Here is a 17,460-nt window from a genome sequence, read left to right as displayed (position 1 = left end):
TTTTTTTTTAAAAATTTTATTTTTTAAAATTATAAATATAATTTACAGCTTTTTCAATATTAATAATTTTTTCCGCATCTTCATCTAATATTTCAATATTAAATTCTTCTTCTAAAGCCATAATAATTTCAATAGTATCAAGAGAATCAGCACCTAAATCTTCTTTAAAAGAAGAAGACATAGTAATATTTTTTTCTGTTATTCCTAATTTATTAATAATAATTTTTTTAACACGTTTAATAATGGAATTACGCATACTTGTTATATTCCCTATAAAAAATTTTAGAATAATTTTTTTAAAAATAAATTATCCCATATATAAACCACCATTAATATTAAGTATTTCTCCTGTTATATAAGATGATTTTTCAGAAACTAAAAAAATTACAGCATCAGCTATTTCTTGAGGATTGCCAAAACGTTTTGATGGAATTTGTGCTATGATGCTATCATAATCTTCTTTTTTAAAGTTAGATGTCATATCTGTTTTAATATAACCAGGAGATATTACATTAACAGTAATATTTTTAGAAGCTACTTCTTTAGCTAAAGATCTACTAAATCCTATAATACCTGATTTAGATGCCGCATAATTTGCTTGCCCTATATTACCGATAGTTCCTATAACAGAACCAATTGTAACTATTCTACCAAATGATTTTTTAATCATATAATAAATAACTTCTTTACAAATTCTAAAAACAGAAGTTAAATTAATTTGCAAAATATTATCCCATTGATAATCTTTCATTTCTATAACTAATTTATTAAATAAAGCCCCTGCATTATTAATAAGTATATCTATACTTTTAAATTTTTTAATAATATATCTAATTAGATTACTTATAATATAAGGTGATTTATTTTTTAAATCAAGAATTAAACCTCTACCATTAGATCCTAAATAATTATTAATTTTTTTAACTCCTGTAATAGTTGTAGATGTTCCTATCACATAGGCTCCATAGATAGCTAATGTATTAGCAATACTATATCCTATTCCTTTATTAGCTCCTGTTACTAAAGCTATTTTATTTTCTAATGTAAAATTTTTAAATAACATATTTTTTATTTCAAATTTTATATTTATTTAACGTTAAAAGAAATGTTTCTACATTATATATAGAATTTATATTTAAATTATTTGTGATTTGTTGTGATATTTTTTTAAGTAAATTTTTAGGAGTAAATTCTATTATATTTAATATATTTTGTTTTTCTATAAATTTAATACATTTAATCCAATTAATAGGAAAATATAATTGTTTAATTAAAATATTTTTAATATTTTGAGACGATGTTTCATAATTACAATTTATATTATTAATAAATTTAATTTTTGGTTCATTAATTATAATTTTTTTTAAAAATTGTTTAAATTTTAAAATTATAGGTTTCATTAATAAACAATGAGAAGGTATATCAATATTTATTGGTATAATATGTGCTCCTAAAGATTTAAATATTTTTGTAGCTTGAGCTACAGCTAATTTATTTCCACTAATAGTAATATTATTATCTGAATTATAATTAGATATTGAAATAATATTATTAGGTTTATTTATTTTTTTACAAATTTTTTTTACTATTTTTTTTTTAATCCAATAATTGTTTTCATATAGTATCCAGTTAAATAAAAATCATTTAAGTGAGATGATATTTCATACATTAATTTTCCTCTAAATGTTACTATTTTAATAGCATCAGAAAAACTAATCATACCGCTACATACCATAGCAGTATACTCTCCTAAACTATATCCTGTAACTATATTAGGTTTAATATTATTTTTATATAACCATAAATTATATATCGCTATAGATGATACTAAAATAGCAGGTTGAGTGTAATATGTTTTATTTAATTTCTTTAATGGACCTTTTTGTGTAAGATGCCATAAATCATATCCTAATACTTCTGAAGCTAAATAAAAAGTTTCTTTTATAATTGTAAATTTTTTATATAAATCAGATAACATACCAACGAATTGAGTTCCTTGTCCAGGAAATATAGCAATAAATTTTTTCATTTTATTTTAATATATTTGATATATATATCAAATTTAAATTAATTTTTGTTTATAATTTTTTTACCTTTATAAAAACCATCATCAGTTATATGATGATATAAATATTTTTTTCCTGTTTTTTTATTAATTAATAAAAATTTATTTTTTGATAATTTATCATGAGAACGTCTCATTCCTCTTTTAGATCTTGATTTTTTATGTTTTTGAACAGCCATAATAGTTACCTTTTTATAAAAATATATATTTTATATATATAATTATAAACTAGTATATATGATGTTTTATATATATAAAATATTTTTTGTTATTATTTTAATTTAAATAAACAATTATTTAATTCTTTACTTAAAGGGGCATTTATCATAATTTTTTCATTATTTATAGGATGTATAAATGTAATTTTTTTAGCATGTAAAAATAATCTGTTTAAATTAAAATTTTTTTTAAATTTAAAATTTATATTATTATCACCATAACGTTGATCATTAATTATAGGATAATTTAGATGAGACATATGTACTCTAATTTGATGTGTTCTCCCAGTAATAGGGTTAATTTTTATTAACATAAAATTTTTGTAATTTTTAATAATTTTAAATTTAGTTTCTGAAAATTTACCTTTATTATTTATTTTAACTTTAATTTTTTTATTTGAAAAATTTTTTACTAAAAAATTTTTAATATAAATATATTTTTTTATGTCACAATTACCTTTTACTAAGGCAATATATTCTTTTTTTATTTGTTTTTCTTTTAATTGTTGTTGTAATTTTTTTAAAATTGATCTTTTTTTAGCTATTAATAAAACACCAGATGTTTCTTTATCAATTCTATGTACAAGTTCTAAAAAAAATTTTTTTTTAAATAAAAATCTATAACTTTCAATAATTCCATAATTAATTCCACTCCCTCCATGAACTGCTATTCCAGAAGGTTTATTAATAGCTAAAATATATTTATCTTCATAAATAATTATTTTTTTTAAAAATGTTATTTTATTTAAATTTAATTTTTTTTTAATTTTTTTTACATAATTTATATGTATATAAGGAAGTTCAATTATGTCTTTATGTTTTATTTTAAAATTTGGAAATACTTTTTTTTTATTAACTTTTATTTTTCCTTTTCTTAAAATTTTATATATTAAACTTTTAGGAACTGTTTTAAATTTTTTAATTAAAAAATTATCTATTCTTTGTTTATCAATTGTAGAAGATACAATAATATTTTGATTTTTCATCATTTTATATAACAAATTATATTTATTATTTTAATAATAATAATAAAAAAAATGTAATATACATAATATATTTTTTATATAAAATGATTTTTTGGAAAAAAAATTTATGTTATTATTAACTTAATAAATAATTTTTATAAAATTTTCATAAGTACAATTATTTTTTATTTTAAAGAAAATTTTATAAAATTTTCTTTAAAATAAAAAATAATCATAAAATATATTTTATTATCTTAAATAATTAATATTTAAATTTAAATCTATTCATAAAAGATTAAATATAATTTTCTTGTTATATTATTTTTATATTTTATATAAAAATATTGATTAGTTTAAAATACATGAGTAAGTTATTATGAAAAAAATGTTAATAAATGCTACTCAACATGAAGAATTACGTGTTGCTCTAGTAGAAGGACAAAGATTATATGATCTAGATATAGAAAATTCTAATTATAAACAAAAAAAATCTAACATATATAAAGGGAAAATTACACGTATCGAACCAAGTTTAGAAGCTGTTTTTGTAGATTATGGAGTAGATAAACATGGTTTTTTGCCAATCAAAGAAATTACAGAAGAATATTTACCTAATAATTATTATGAAAATTTTTATAATAAAATAAATTTTAAAGATTCTGTATTAATTGGTAAAGAAATTATTGTACAGATAAATAAAGAAGAAAGAGGTAAAAAAGGTGCATCATTAACAACATTTATCAGTTTAGTAGGTAGTTATTTAGTTTTGTTGCCTAATAGTTCTAATTCTAGTGGAATATCTAGAAAAATAGAAGGAGAAGATAGAAAAATTTTAAAAAAAACTTTATCGTTATTATATCTCCCAAATAATATGAGTTTAATAATTCGTACAGCAAGTTTAGGACAAAATATAAAAACACTCAAATTAGATTTAAAATCTAGATTAAAACATTGGGAAATAATAAAAAAAATTGCTCAAAAAAAAAAAGCTCCTTTTTTAATACATCAAGAAAGTAATATTATTATAAGAGTATTACGTGATTATTTATATCATGATATAAATGAAATTATAATAGATAATTTTAAAATATTAAAATTAGCAAAAAAATATATTAATATTTTAGGAAAATCAGATTTAAATAATAAAATTAAATTATATAAAGGTAATATTCCTTTATTTAGTTATTATCAAATAGAATCTCAAATTGAAAAAATTTTTCGGAAAGAAGTACGTTTACCTTCAGGTGGTTCTATTATTATAGATACGACAGAAGCATTAACATCAGTAGATGTTAATTCATCAAAAGCAACTAAAGGTATTGATATAGAAGAAACAGCATTAAATATTAATTTAGAAGCTGCAGATGAAATTATTAGACAATTAAGATTACGTGATGTAGGAGGATTAATTGTAATAGATTTCATTGATATGTCTATTATAGAAAATAGAAAAATTATAGAAAAAAGATTACTTAATAAAATACGTCATGATAGAGCGAAAATTAAAATTAATAGTATTTCAAAATTTGGATTATTAGAAATGTCACGTCAGAGATTGCGATCTTCTTTAAAAGAATCTAATTATTATTTATGTCCTAGATGTTTAGGACATGGTACATTAAGAAATAATAAATCTTTATCATTATCTATTTTAAGATTAATAGAAGAAGAATCTTTAAAAAATGACACGAAAGAAGTATATGCTATAGTTCCAGTAAAAATAGCTTCTTATTTATTGAATGAAAAAAGAGATTCAGTAAACGCTATTGAAAATAGAAAAATTAAAACATTTATTATACCTAATTCTAAATTAAATACACCTAATTATTTTATTTTACGTATTAAACATGGTGAAGATAAAAAAAATCTTTATTATATTATAAATACATTACAGAAATTAAATTCGAATAATTATTTAAAAAATAAATTTTTTAAAAATTTGATGAAAGAAAATAAAAAAACAAAAAAATTAAATACATATAACAAACTTTTCTTAAAAAAAGAACATTATTTTATTTTTTATATATATAATTTAACATATTTATTTCACAAACAAAAATATATAATATTTAATTTTTTAGATTTTTTTAAAAAGAAAATTATTTATATAAAAAAAATAATAAAAAATATCATACAAAAAACTATTTTTATAAATAAATTTATTTTAAATCATTATAAAAAATTTTTTATTTTTAATAAAAAAAGAAATTTAGAAAATAATATAAAGTATTCTTCTCAACAAATTTGTTTAAATACAAAAAAAAAATTTTTTAATTTTTATACAAAAAAAAATTTTCCGATCTCTGATATAAAATTTAAAAATAAAAAATCAAAATCATTTAAATTAAATAATAATTTAATAATTAAAAATAATGAAAATTTATTTGATTTTATAAAATCAAATAAATTTTTAAAAATAAAAATAGATTATAATTATTTATCATATAATAAAAAATATATAAAAAATAATTTTAATAAAATTATTAATATTTCTAATAATAAAAAAAATAATATATCTAATTTTTCTATAGAAAATAAAATAGGATTAAATAAATTTAAAAATCCAGTTAAAATTAATAAAATTATATTAAATAAAATAAAATTACAAATAAAAAAAAATATAATAGTTAAAAATAATATAATTAACTCTAATATTATTGATACCAATAATCAAAAAATTAAAAATGATACTTTTATAAATAAAAAAAAAATATATAAAAATTATATATCAACAAATAATAAAAAAATACAAAATAATTTTACAAATTGTTTTAATGAAAGTAACAAATTAATTAATTCATCATTTAATTTAAATAATAAAAAAGGTGCTGGAGCTCATGCAGCTAAAAAATATGCTACATCTCCAGTAAAAAGATTATAGTTTTTTTATATTATATAAAATATATAAAATATTTGATATTTAAAATAAATATTTAAAATATAATCAATATTATATTGATAGTATTTTAATTAAAAATATTTTTTATTTTTTTCATTTCAGAGAAAAGAAAATGATTCTGAAACAAAAATATAATGTAAAAAATATAAATTATTATAATAATATTAATTGTCAAAATTGTTTGACATATAAATTATGTATATTTTTTCAATATAAGAAATTTATTACAATTTTAAAACAAAAAAAATTAATTCATAAGGGAGAAATAATATTTAAAGAAAAAAAAAAAATGCATTTTTTATATACTATAAAATCAGGAACTATTAAAACTTATAATTTTACAAAAAAAGGTAATGAACAAATAAATAAATTTTATTTTAAAGGTGATCTAATTGGTTTAGATAGTATTTATAGTGGTATTTATAGTAATTTTAGTCAAGCATTAGAAACAGTTACTTTATGTAAAATATCTTTTTTAGAATTAAATAATATTTTTATTAAAATTCCTTCTTTAGGACAAAAAATTATTTATTTAATGAGTAAAGAAATTAAAATAAATTCTTATTTTATATCACTTTTATTTAGAAAAAAAGCAGAAATAAAATTAGCTACATTTATATATTATTTATCTAAAAAATTTAAAATAATAGGATACTCACATAAAAATTTTTTTTTATCTATTACTAGAAATGATATTAGTAATTATTTAGGTATAACAGTTGAAACTATTAGTCGTATTTTAAGTAAATTTAAAAAAAGTAATATGTTAATTATTCGTAATAAACATATTATAATCAATAATTATTTAAAATTAATTAATTTTATTAATTAAAAATTAATATATATAAAATATAAAGTTTACTCTAGTATTATAATATACAACGAGTAAACTTTTTTATTAAAATTTTTGTAAAATTTTATTTATAGAATTTTTTGCATCTCCAAATAACATATAACTATTATCTTGATAAAATAAAGGATTATTAATCCTAGCATATCCTTGGTTCATACTTCTTTTAAGAATAATAATATTATTAGCTTTCCATACTTCTAAAATAGGCATGCCTGATATTGGACTATCAATATCTTCTTGAGCTGATGGATTAATTGTATCATTAGCTCCTATTACTAATACTGTATCTGTATTAGTGAAATCTTTATTAATATCATCCATTTCATACACCATATTATATGGTATATTAGCTTCTGCTAATAAAACATTCATATGCCCTGGTAAACGTCCAGCTACAGGATGAATAGCAAATCTAATTTTAATATTTAATTGAGTTAATTTATTTACTATTTCAGAAAGTAGATATTGTGCTTGTGAAACAGCTAATCCATATCCAGGAACAATAATAATATTATTTGAACTTTTCAATATTTCTACTGTATTATCGATAGATATTTCTTTATAATTTTGTATATTTCCTTTTTCTAAAATAGAATTATTATTTTGATTATTAATTTTATTACTATTACCAAGAAGTACATTAAAAAATGATCTATTCATACCTTTACACATTAAATATGAAAGAATAGCTCCAGAAGAACCAACTAAAGCACCTGTTATAATTAATAAATCATTAGTTAACATAAATCCTGCAGATGCAGCTGCCCATCCTGAATAAGAATTTAACATTGAAATTACTACAGGCATATCTGCTCCACCAATACTCATTATTAAATGAAAACCAAATATTAATGAAATTAAAAATATTAATCCTAAAACAATAATTTGTAATTTTATATTATGTGTGTTTAAAAAAATTATCATTAAAATAAATGATATTAATATCATTAATAAATTGATTTTATTTTTAAATTTTAAATTTAGAGTTTTTGATTTTATAAAACCAGATAATTTATTAAAAGCAAGTATAGATCCGATCAAAGTAATAGAACCGATAAAAATACTAAAAAATATTTCTATTAATTGTATTCCTATATTTTCATTAAAAATAATTTTATCATATATTAATAATAAATAATTATTAAACCCTACAAGAACTGCAGTTAATCCTACAAAACTATGTAATATTGCAATTAATTGAGGCATTTTAGTCATATCAATTTTTTTTGAGATACTTATTCCTATAAATGCACCTAAAAAAATTGCTCCTAATATATAACCAATATTATTAATTTTTGCCTTTAATATAGTTATAATAATTGCTATAAGCATTCCATTAATTGCGAATATATTACCTTCTTTAGAAGTTTCTTTTTTTGAAAGACTTGCAATACTTAATATAAATAAAACAGCTGATATAGTATATGTAAATATTAATGACCTATCAAACATTTGTAAATTCTCCTTAATTTTTACGAAACATTTTAAGCATACGTTGAGTAATTGTTAATCCTCCAAAAATATTAATACTCGATAGTAATGTTCCTAAAAAAGCTAATGTAATAGTAGTATAATAATTATTATTAAGTTGTAAAATAGAACCAATAATAATAATACCAGAAATTGCATTTGTAACAGACATTAAAGGTGTATGTAATGTATGACTAACATTCCATACTACATAATACCCTATTATACAAGATAATAAAAAAATTATAAAATGAGGTATGACTTCATAAGGAATATATTGTGTCATATAATATGTAGAAAATAATCCTAAAATATATAAAAAATATTTATTTGTTAAAAAACATTTATTATTATTTTTTTTTGTAACATTTTTTATATTTTTAGAATTATTTATTTTTTTTATGTTATCTTTTATTTTTGATGGTTTAATTTTTGGTGCAGGCCATATAATTGTATTATTGTAAACTACAGTCATATTCCTAATAATTTCATTTTTTAAATCAATATTAATTGTACCTAAATGTTTTTTAGATAATAAATTAATTAAATTAACAATATTTGTACTATATAATTGAGAAGCTTGAGGAGCTAATTTACTAGGTAAATTTACAAAACCTATAATTTTAATATTATTATCTGTAACAATTACTTTATTTCTTTTTGTTAATTCACAATTACCTCCATTTTCAATCGCAAGATCAAAAATTATACTACCAGGTTTCATTAATCCAATCATTTTTTTAGTAATTAAAATAGGTGCTTTTTTATTTGGAACCATAGCTGTTGTAATAATAATATCTGTTTTTTTAACTACTTTATTAAAAGATTCTTGTATTAATTGTGATTTTTTTTTTGATGAATTAGTTTCATATTCATGAATATTATTTTTTTCTTGATCTTTTAATTCTAAAAATTCTGCACCCATACTATGGATTTGTTCTTTTACTTCTTTTCTTGTATCAAAAGCAATTACAATTGCTCCTAAACTTTTTGCTGTCCCGATAGCCGATAAACCAGCAACTCCAGCTCCCACTACCATAACTTTAGCTGGTAATATTTTACCTGCAGCAGTAATTTGCCCATTTAAAGTTCTTCCTAAGTAATTAATTGATTCAATTATACTTCTATAACCAGATAAATTATTCATTGAACTTAAAGCGTCAAAAGCCTGAGCTCTAGAAATTCTAGGTATTGTATCCATTGCAATAGTAGTAATATTTTTTTTAGCTAAAATATTTAATAGTATTTTATTTTGATAAGGCCAAATAAAACTAATTAATATACTATTATTTTTTATTAATTTACTTTCTTCTTCATTGATAGGATGAATTTTAATTATTATATTTGCATCCCAAACTTCTTTATTTTCTACAATTCTTGCCCCATTATTTTCATAATCTTGATCATTAAAATAAGATAAATTTCCTGCTCCCTTTTCAATATATATTCTAAAACCTAATTTTATTAATTTTTTAATATTTAAAGGTGTCATTGCTACTCTTTTTTCCTCAAAATATTTTTCTTTTGGTATTCCAATTATCATCATAAAGTACTTAACCTATTATAAATTATTATATTTTTTATGTAAAAAATAACATTTATTTTAATTTTAAAATTATCATTTATTAAATTATTTTTCAAATTTTTATTTTACTTAATAAAAATAGATATATATAAATTTTTATTTAATATTATTAATAATTTGAAGGTGAAATCCAGAATCTAAATAAATAATTTCTCCTGTAATACCTAAAGATAAATCAGAAGCTAAAAAAGTAGCAACATTACCAATATGATCTATTGTAATAGATTCATGTAAAGGACTTTTTTTTTTATACAACTTAATTATAGAATTAATATTTTTTATTCTAGAAGAAGCAATAGTTTTTATTGGTGAAGGAGATATTCCATTAATTCTAATATTTTTATGTCCAATATTACATGCTATATAACGAATATTAGCTTCTAATGAAGCTTTTGCTAAACCCATTACATTGTAATTTTGTACAAAATTTTGTGATCCTACATAAGTTAATACTATAATTGAAGATTTATTATGTAATATATTTATACACTCTTTTACCATATTTAATAAAGTATAAGAATTAATATCATGAGAAATTTGGAATTCTAAACGAGATGTATTTAAAAAATTTTTTTTTAATGTATTTTCAGGAGTAAAAGCAATAGAATGAACAAAACCATCAAATTTTTTCCAGATTTTAGATATTTTAAAAAATAAAAATTTAATATCTTTATCTTTAGATACATCACACTTTATTATTGGATATTTTGTCATATTTTTTACTAATTTTTCTATTTTATTTTTATTTTTATTTTTTTGATATGTAAAAATTAAATCTGCTTTGTATTTATACATAATACGAGCTATACCATAAGCAATTGATAATTTATTTAAAATACCTGTAATTAATATTTTTTTTCCTAATAATAAATACATTTTTTTTCCTAAAAAATTTTATATTTTATTAGTATTTTTATTAAAATTAAAAAAAAAATATAATAAAATTAAATATTTTTTTAAAAAATTTGATATTTATCAGCTTTTTGATTTCTTTCACTAGACAAATGTATTATTAATTGATGTACTTTTATATGACACAATTCCAGTGTCTATTTTTATGTAAAGGTAATAATTGATGTCCAAGATTAAAGGTAACGTTAAGTGGTTTAATGAATCTAAAGGTTTTGGTTTCATTACTCCTGAAGATGGTAGCAAAGATGTTTTTGTACATTTTTCTGCTATTCAAAGTAGTGGTTTTAAAACATTAACTGAAGGCCAAAAAGTAGAATTTGAAATTACTAACGGAGCCAAAGGACCTTCTGCAGCTAATGTTGTTGCTATTTAAATTTATTTAGTTAGTTGGAAAAGGTTCAAAATATTATTTGCCTCTGATAAATTTTTAGAATTTTTAACTATTTAAAATTATAAAATAAATTTTATTTATCTAGAATAAATAAAAGAATTTTAAATGATTTTAATAAAAAATAAAATTTTCAGGGGCATTATTTATTTATTAATTTTAAGAAAAATAATTTTTTGCATTATATGAAGAACGAACAAAAGGTCCACATACTATTTTTTTAAAACCAATTTTTTTTGCTCTAATTTTAATTTCATTAAATTCACTTAAACTAATGTATTTTGATACAGGTATATGATACTTACTTGGTTGTAAGTATTGTCCTATAGTTAAAATATCAACCCCATTATATTTTAAATCTTTTATTGTATAAAATAATTCTTCTTTTGTTTCACCTAAACCAACCATTAATCCTGATTTAGTTAAAATTTTAGGAAATAAAAATTTAAATCTATTTAATAAAATTAAAGATTTTTTATATCTTCCTGCGGGTCGTATTTGTTTATATAAACGTTCTACTGTTTCTATATTATGATTAAAAACATCAGGTAAAGAATTACTAAATATTTGTAAAGCTTTTTTAGTACAATTTTTAAAATCAGGAACTAAAATTTCTATTTTAGTTTTAGAATTTTTTTCACGTATTTTTTTTATACAATTAACAAATTGTTGTGCACCTCCATCATGTAAATCATCACGAGTAACGGAAGTAATGACAATGTATTTTAATTTCATTAAGGAAATAATGTTAGCTAATTTAGAAGCTTCATGTTTATCATAATTTATTTTTGGTCTACCATGTATAACATTACAATATAGACAATTTCTTGTACATATATTACCTAAAATCATAAAAGTTAATTGTCCTTTACTAAAACATTCTATTAAATTAGGACATGAAGCTTCTTCACAAATTGTATGTAATTTATTTTGTTTTAAAAAAGATTTTATTTTTTTTATTTTATTAATATTTTTTATTGAGAATTTAATTTTAAGCCAACTAGGTTTTTTTAAAATTTTTTGTTTCATATTTTTATATAAAGTATATTAAAATAAGTAAATATAATATACATTATAAAATTATGTTTTAAAAAAATAAAATATCAATTTTTATATTAATTATCTATTAATAATAGAAATTCATTTATTAAAAATTTTCTAATTTTAAACATTTTTATGTTATAAATATAATTTTTTAAATTTACCATTTTTAATTTTTTTAAACCACATGGATTAATATAATTAAAAGGTAATAAATCCATGTTAATATTAAATGATATTCCATGTAAAGTACATCCTTTAGAAATTTTTATACCTATAGATGCTATTTTTTTATTATTTATATATACACCAGAAATATCATTAAAAGATGGATTAGATGATATATTAAAATATAATAATATTTTTATAATTATTTGTTTTAAAATAAAAATTAAAGATTTAATATTAAGTTTTCTTCTTTTTAAATCAATTAAAATATACATAATTTGCTGTCCTGGAGCATGATAAGTAATTTTACCTCCTCTATCAGTACAAAATATAGGTATATTATGATTATAATTAATAATATCTTTTGGATCAGATAATTTTCCTTGAGTAAAAACAGGATAATGTTCAACTAACCAGATTTCATCTAAAGTTTTTTTAGATCTTGTATAATTAAAATTACACATTTTTTTATAAGTATAATTCCAAGGTTCTATTCCAAGATTTCTTATAAGAAAATTTTTATTAAACATTACTATATATTCATATTTTAGAATTTATATAAATTTTTTATTGTTTTATCCATTTACTTAATAATAATCTTATATAATCTAAAAAACAAACAAAAAAATTTCCTTTGGGAACATTTTCTATTGCAATTAATGGATAATTTACAATTATATGATTATTAATTAAAAAAGTTATATGTCCTAATATTTGATTTTTATATATAGGAGCAAAAATTTTATTATTTTTAATATGATATAAAATTTTTATTTTTTTTTCTTGATTTTTAAAAATTGTTAAATATACATCTTTTTTAATTCCAATTCTTACATATGATTGTTTACCATATAATATTGGAATAGAAGCTAGTTTTTGATATTTTTTAATTGGATTAATTGTACGAAATGTTTCGAAACCCCAATTTAATAATTTTTTACTATTTTTTTTACGATCTTGTTCTGTTTTATCACCTAATATAACAACAATTAATCTCATATTATTTTTTGTTGCAGAAGCTATAATATTATAGCCAGCATCTTTTGTATGACCTGTTTTAATTCCATCTACATTTAGATTTTTATCCCATAATAATAAATTACGATTTTTTTGATGAATATTATTAAAAGTAAAACTTTTTTCTTTATAAATAGAGTATTCATAAGGAAAGTCTTTTATTAAAGACTTTCCCATAATAGCTATATCTTGTGCTGTAGTATATTGCCCTAATTCATCTAATCCATGTACATTTTTAAAAACAGTATTTTTTAATCCTATTTTTTTCGCATAAAAATTCATTAAATTTACAAAATTTTGTTGACTTCCAGATATATATTCAGCTATAGCAACACAAGCATCATTTCCTGATTGTAATATAATACCTTTTATTAAATAATTTACAGAAATCCGATCTCCTATCTTTAAAAACATTAATGATGAACCATTAAATTCATTATTACCCGTTGCCCAAGCGTTTTTACTAATAGTAACAACATCATTACGATTTAATTTCCCTTTAGCTAAAGCTTTTCCAATTACATAACTAGTCATAATTTTTGCTAAACTAGCTGGTTTTTGAGTTTCATTTGAATTTTTTTCAGTTAAAATTATTCCTGTATTATAATCTATTAAAATATAAGATCTAGCATTAATATTCGGTTGTATTTCAACATTAAATATATCTTCATTAGCATATATAATTGTTGGATGTATTATAAATATAATAATTATTGATTTTATCATTGTAAAAATAAATTTATTAAATTTTTTATATATTTTTATCATATCTATACTCATAGAATTTTAATTTTATTAGATATTTTAAACAAGATTTATTAAAATAATATTTTATATAATTTTTTTTAAAAATGTAACTAAATTTTTAGTAAAATACTAAACAGAATAAAATTATTTAGTTATGTAAAAAAATATGAATATTAATTTTAAAAAAAAATATAAATTTGCATTAGGAGTAGAATATAACGGTACTAATTATCATGGATGGCAAAAACAGAATATAAATTATAAAAAAACAATACAAGGATGTTTAGAAAAAGTTATTTCTAAAATTGCTAATCATAATATAATTGTTTTTTGTGCAGGGAGAACTGATGTAGGTGTACATAGTATAGGACAAGTAATTCATTTTGAAACATTTAGTTTTAGAAGCGAAAAATCTTGGATTTTAGGTATAAATAGTCTTTTACCTAAAGATATAGCAATAAAATGGATAATTTCTGTAAAAAAAGATTTTCATGCTAGATTTAGTGCTTTATCTCGTAGATATATTTATATTATTTATAATAATAGATATAAATCTGCTATATTTAATGATCTAGTTACTTTATATAAAAAAAATTTAAACATCATAAAAATGAAAAATGCAATACAATATTTATTAGGAGAACATGATTTTTCATCTTTTCAATCTGGTAAAAAAACAAATAATTCTTCTTTCAGAAAAATTATATATTGTAATATTAAAAAATATGGAAATTATATTTTTATAGATATAAAAGCGAATGCTTTTTTATATCATATGGTCAGAAATATTATAGGTAGTTTAATAGAAATTGGCATCGGGAGACAAAAAGAAAATTGGTTATCAGAATTAATTAAAATTAAAAATAGAACGAAAGCAGCTTCTACGGTAAAACCTAATGGTTTATTTTTAACAGAAGTCGAATATCCAAAACATTTTGGCATTCCCTATTCTGATTATAATTCATATTTAATTTTAAAAAAATTAATTTAGTAATATTTTTATTTTAAATGTAAAAATTTTAAAAACTTTACAGTTTTCAAAAATTAATCTAAATATGTTATCTTATTTTATTTAAGAAAGAAAATATACATTTACATGTTAATAATTGATTATTTATTTATATTTATATTAATATATTTTTCCATAATTAGTTTTTTTAAAGGTCTTATAAATGAGATATTAACTATATTTATATGGTTCTTATCTTTTTATTTTTTTAAAAAATATTATCATTATGTTTTTTTTGAAAAAAAAATAGATATAAATATTTTTTATTTTAAAAAGATTATTTTATTATTTTTTTATTTTATATTTATTCTAGTAATAGGATGTATTATTAATAATTATTTAAATTTTAGAATTAAAAATATTTATATAAATAATATTAATCGAATATTAGGATTATTTTTTGGATTATTTAAAGGATGTTTAATAATATTAATTTTATTATATTCATTAAATTATATAGATAAAAAATTATATAATTATATATTATTAACTAATAATAAATCATTACTATTTATTTTTTTTAATAATATTTTATATAAATATAAATATTTTTTATAAAATATTTATTATATTTTTTACCCAGAGCGGGAATTGAACCCGCATAGCAATGTGAATGCCGAGGGATTTTAAGTCCCTTGTGTCTACCAATTCCACCATCTGGGCAAAAATAACTTAGGCGCATCCCGGAATTGAACCGAAATAAAAGGATTTGCAATCCTCTGCATAACCATTCTGCCAATGCGCCAAGCAAAATAATTATATAATAAATTATTAATTATGTATATAATATATTTTGGGATTTTTGTAATATTTTTTATATATAATTTTATTATTTTTTTATATATAATTATTAATTATATATAAAATATATATTTTAGGATATGCAATGTTTGATAAATTAATATTTGTAATTAATTGTGGTAGTTCTTCTTTAAAATTTTCAGTTATAAATCCTATTAAAAAAAAAATTTTATTATTTGGTTTAGCTGAAAATTATTATAATAATAGCGCTTCTATTATATGGAATTTTAATGATAAAAAACATAAAATTAAATTTTATAATAAAATAACTCATAAATTTATATTAGATTATTTAGTAGAAAAAATATTAAAAAAATATTTACTATATAATAATATTATAGGTGTTGGTCATCGTATAGTTCATGGTGGTGAAACATTTATAAATTCTGTATTAATTACAGATATTATACTTAAAAAAATAGAAAAAGCATCTATTTTTGCACCTTTACATAATCCTATTCAAGTAATCGGTGTAAAAGAAATAAAAAAAATTTTACCACATTTAAAAAATAAACAAGTTGCTGTATTTGATACTTCTTTTCATCAAACAATACCTATCGAAGCATATTTATATGCATTACCTATTAAATTTTATGAAAAATATAAAATTCGTCGTTATGGAGCACATGGAACTAGTCATAAATATGTTACTAAAATTGCATCTAAACTTTTAAATATAAAACTAAATAATTTCAATTGTATTTCATGTCATTTAGGTAATGGTTCATCTATCACAGCTATAAATAATGGTAAAAGTGTAGATACTTCTATGGGTTTAACACCTTTAGAAGGGTTAGTAATGGGGACTAGATGTGGTAATATTGATCCAGCAATTATTTTTTATATGTATAATGAATTAAATCTTGATATAAATAAAATTTATAATATTCTAACTACAAAATCAGGTATGTTAGGATTAACTAATATTACTAGTGATTTTAGATATATTGAAGAAAATTATTTTAAAAATAATAATATAAAAAGAGCAACTAATGTATTTATACATAGTTTAACTAAATATATAGCATCCTATAGCATATTAATGCAAAATAAAATACATGCAATAATTTTTACAGGTGGTATTGGAGAAAATAGTGTATTAATTCGTGAAAAAACAATAAAAAAATTAAAAATTTTAAATTTTTTTATTGATAAAAAATTAAATAATAAAATTAAACATGGTAAAACTGGAATTATAAGCACTAATTTAAGTATACCTATATTAGTTATTCCTACAAATGAAGAATTAATGATATCACAAGATACATTTAAAATAATTTATAATATAAAATAATTTTTTATTAATAAATAAAAAAAGGTAT

The 17,460-nt window shown here is 18.8% G+C and carries 18 protein-coding genes and 2 tRNA genes; 6 read left to right on the top strand and 14 right to left on the bottom strand.

Annotated features, from left to right (window positions below):
- Positions 1-16 precede the first annotated feature (16 nt).
- The 6 genes from acpP to GJT97_RS00395 form a co-directional block, all read right to left on the bottom strand.
- Entirely contained in the window at positions 17-256 is a 240-nt protein-coding gene (gene acpP / locus GJT97_RS00420) for an acyl carrier protein (RefSeq protein ID WP_169767536.1), read from the bottom strand.
- A gap of 51 nt (positions 257-307) precedes the next feature.
- Entirely contained in the window at positions 308-1,063 is a 756-nt protein-coding gene (gene fabG, locus GJT97_RS00415; protein WP_169767535.1) for a 3-oxoacyl-ACP reductase FabG, read from the bottom strand.
- A 10-nt stretch (positions 1,064-1,073) separates the two neighbouring features.
- The gene (locus GJT97_RS00410; RefSeq protein WP_169767534.1) at positions 1,074-1,400 is read right to left on the bottom strand and encodes an ACP S-malonyltransferase; all 327 of its coding nucleotides are present in this window, start codon (positions 1,398-1,400) and stop codon (positions 1,074-1,076) included.
- Between the two features lie 185 nt (positions 1,401-1,585).
- Entirely contained in the window at positions 1,586-2,029 is a 444-nt protein-coding gene (locus tag GJT97_RS00405) for an ACP S-malonyltransferase (RefSeq protein ID WP_169767533.1), read from the bottom strand.
- A gap of 38 nt (positions 2,030-2,067) precedes the next feature.
- Entirely contained in the window at positions 2,068-2,244 is a 177-nt protein-coding gene (gene rpmF, locus GJT97_RS00400; RefSeq protein WP_169767532.1) for a 50S ribosomal protein L32, read from the bottom strand.
- A gap of 92 nt (positions 2,245-2,336) precedes the next feature.
- Positions 2,337-3,272 carry an RluA family pseudouridine synthase gene (locus tag GJT97_RS00395; protein WP_169767531.1) on the bottom strand — a complete coding sequence of 312 codons (936 nt, stop codon included), beginning with the start codon at positions 3,270-3,272 and terminating at the stop codon, positions 2,337-2,339.
- Positions 3,273-3,624: 352 nt separating this feature from the next.
- Here GJT97_RS00395 and GJT97_RS00390 point away from each other — a divergent pair, with 352 nt between their 5' ends.
- Positions 3,625-6,129: an Rne/Rng family ribonuclease gene (locus GJT97_RS00390; RefSeq protein ID WP_169767530.1), complete on the top strand. Its 2,505-nt coding sequence runs from the start codon at positions 3,625-3,627 to the stop codon at positions 6,127-6,129.
- Positions 6,130-6,259: 130 nt separating this feature from the next.
- On the top strand, positions 6,260-6,979 hold the full coding sequence (locus tag GJT97_RS00385) for a helix-turn-helix domain-containing protein (RefSeq protein WP_169767529.1): 720 nt from the start codon (positions 6,260-6,262) through the stop codon (positions 6,977-6,979).
- A gap of 66 nt (positions 6,980-7,045) precedes the next feature.
- Here the strand turns inward: GJT97_RS00385 and GJT97_RS00380 are convergent, their stop codons facing one another.
- From GJT97_RS00380 to GJT97_RS00370, 3 genes are all read right to left on the bottom strand, one after another.
- The gene (locus GJT97_RS00380; RefSeq protein WP_169767528.1) at positions 7,046-8,452 is read right to left on the bottom strand and encodes an NAD(P)(+) transhydrogenase (Re/Si-specific) subunit beta; all 1,407 of its coding nucleotides are present in this window, start codon (positions 8,450-8,452) and stop codon (positions 7,046-7,048) included.
- A 13-nt stretch (positions 8,453-8,465) separates the two neighbouring features.
- A complete protein-coding gene (locus GJT97_RS00375) occupies positions 8,466-10,013 on the bottom strand; it encodes a Re/Si-specific NAD(P)(+) transhydrogenase subunit alpha (RefSeq protein WP_169767854.1) in 1,548 nt (515 codons plus the stop codon).
- A 138-nt stretch (positions 10,014-10,151) separates the two neighbouring features.
- Positions 10,152-10,931 carry an enoyl-ACP reductase FabI gene (locus tag GJT97_RS00370; RefSeq protein ID WP_169767527.1) on the bottom strand — a complete coding sequence of 260 codons (780 nt, stop codon included), beginning with the start codon at positions 10,929-10,931 and terminating at the stop codon, positions 10,152-10,154.
- 199 nt (positions 10,932-11,130) lie between these two features.
- Between GJT97_RS00370 and cspE the strand changes: the two genes are divergently transcribed.
- A complete protein-coding gene (cspE, locus tag GJT97_RS00365; RefSeq protein ID WP_168893754.1) occupies positions 11,131-11,340 on the top strand; it encodes a transcription antiterminator/RNA stability regulator CspE in 210 nt (69 codons plus the stop codon).
- 174 nt (positions 11,341-11,514) lie between these two features.
- Here cspE and lipA read toward each other — a convergent pair whose 3' ends face one another.
- The 3 genes from lipA to GJT97_RS00350 form a co-directional block, all read right to left on the bottom strand.
- The gene (lipA, locus tag GJT97_RS00360) at positions 11,515-12,384 is read right to left on the bottom strand and encodes a lipoyl synthase (protein ID WP_169767526.1); all 870 of its coding nucleotides are present in this window, start codon (positions 12,382-12,384) and stop codon (positions 11,515-11,517) included.
- An 86-nt stretch (positions 12,385-12,470) separates the two neighbouring features.
- Complete coding sequence (gene lipB / locus GJT97_RS00355) at positions 12,471-13,094, bottom strand: lipoyl(octanoyl) transferase LipB (RefSeq protein ID WP_169767525.1); 624 nt, start codon at positions 13,092-13,094, stop codon at positions 12,471-12,473.
- A 37-nt stretch (positions 13,095-13,131) separates the two neighbouring features.
- Positions 13,132-14,349 (bottom strand): serine hydrolase, encoded by a 1,218-nt coding sequence (locus tag GJT97_RS00350; protein WP_169767524.1) that lies wholly within the window; start codon positions 14,347-14,349, stop codon positions 13,132-13,134.
- A 145-nt stretch (positions 14,350-14,494) separates the two neighbouring features.
- Between GJT97_RS00350 and truA the strand changes: the two genes are divergently transcribed.
- Together truA and GJT97_RS02225 are read left to right on the top strand one after the other, a co-directional pair.
- Positions 14,495-15,319, top strand: a complete 825-nt coding sequence (gene truA / locus GJT97_RS00345; RefSeq protein WP_169767523.1) for a tRNA pseudouridine(38-40) synthase TruA — start codon at positions 14,495-14,497, stop codon at positions 15,317-15,319.
- Between the two features lie 105 nt (positions 15,320-15,424).
- On the top strand, positions 15,425-15,895 hold the full coding sequence (locus tag GJT97_RS02225; RefSeq protein ID WP_169767522.1) for a CvpA family protein: 471 nt from the start codon (positions 15,425-15,427) through the stop codon (positions 15,893-15,895).
- 18 nt (positions 15,896-15,913) lie between these two features.
- On the opposite strand, the gene GJT97_RS00335 is transcribed toward GJT97_RS02225, so the two are convergent.
- Positions 15,914-16,000 (bottom strand) — tRNA-Leu (locus GJT97_RS00335).
- 11 nt (positions 16,001-16,011) lie between these two features.
- Positions 16,012-16,082 (bottom strand) — tRNA-Cys (locus GJT97_RS00330).
- A gap of 141 nt (positions 16,083-16,223) precedes the next feature.
- Here GJT97_RS00330 and GJT97_RS00325 point away from each other — a divergent pair.
- Positions 16,224-17,432, top strand: a complete 1,209-nt coding sequence (locus GJT97_RS00325) for an acetate kinase (protein ID WP_169767521.1) — start codon at positions 16,224-16,226, stop codon at positions 17,430-17,432.
- Positions 17,433-17,460 lie beyond the last annotated feature (28 nt).

This window comes from Enterobacteriaceae endosymbiont of Donacia proxima, assembly GCF_012569285.1.
GTDB lineage: Bacteria > Pseudomonadota > Gammaproteobacteria > Enterobacterales > Enterobacteriaceae.
This window is presented reverse-complemented; position numbering and strand designations above follow the sequence as displayed.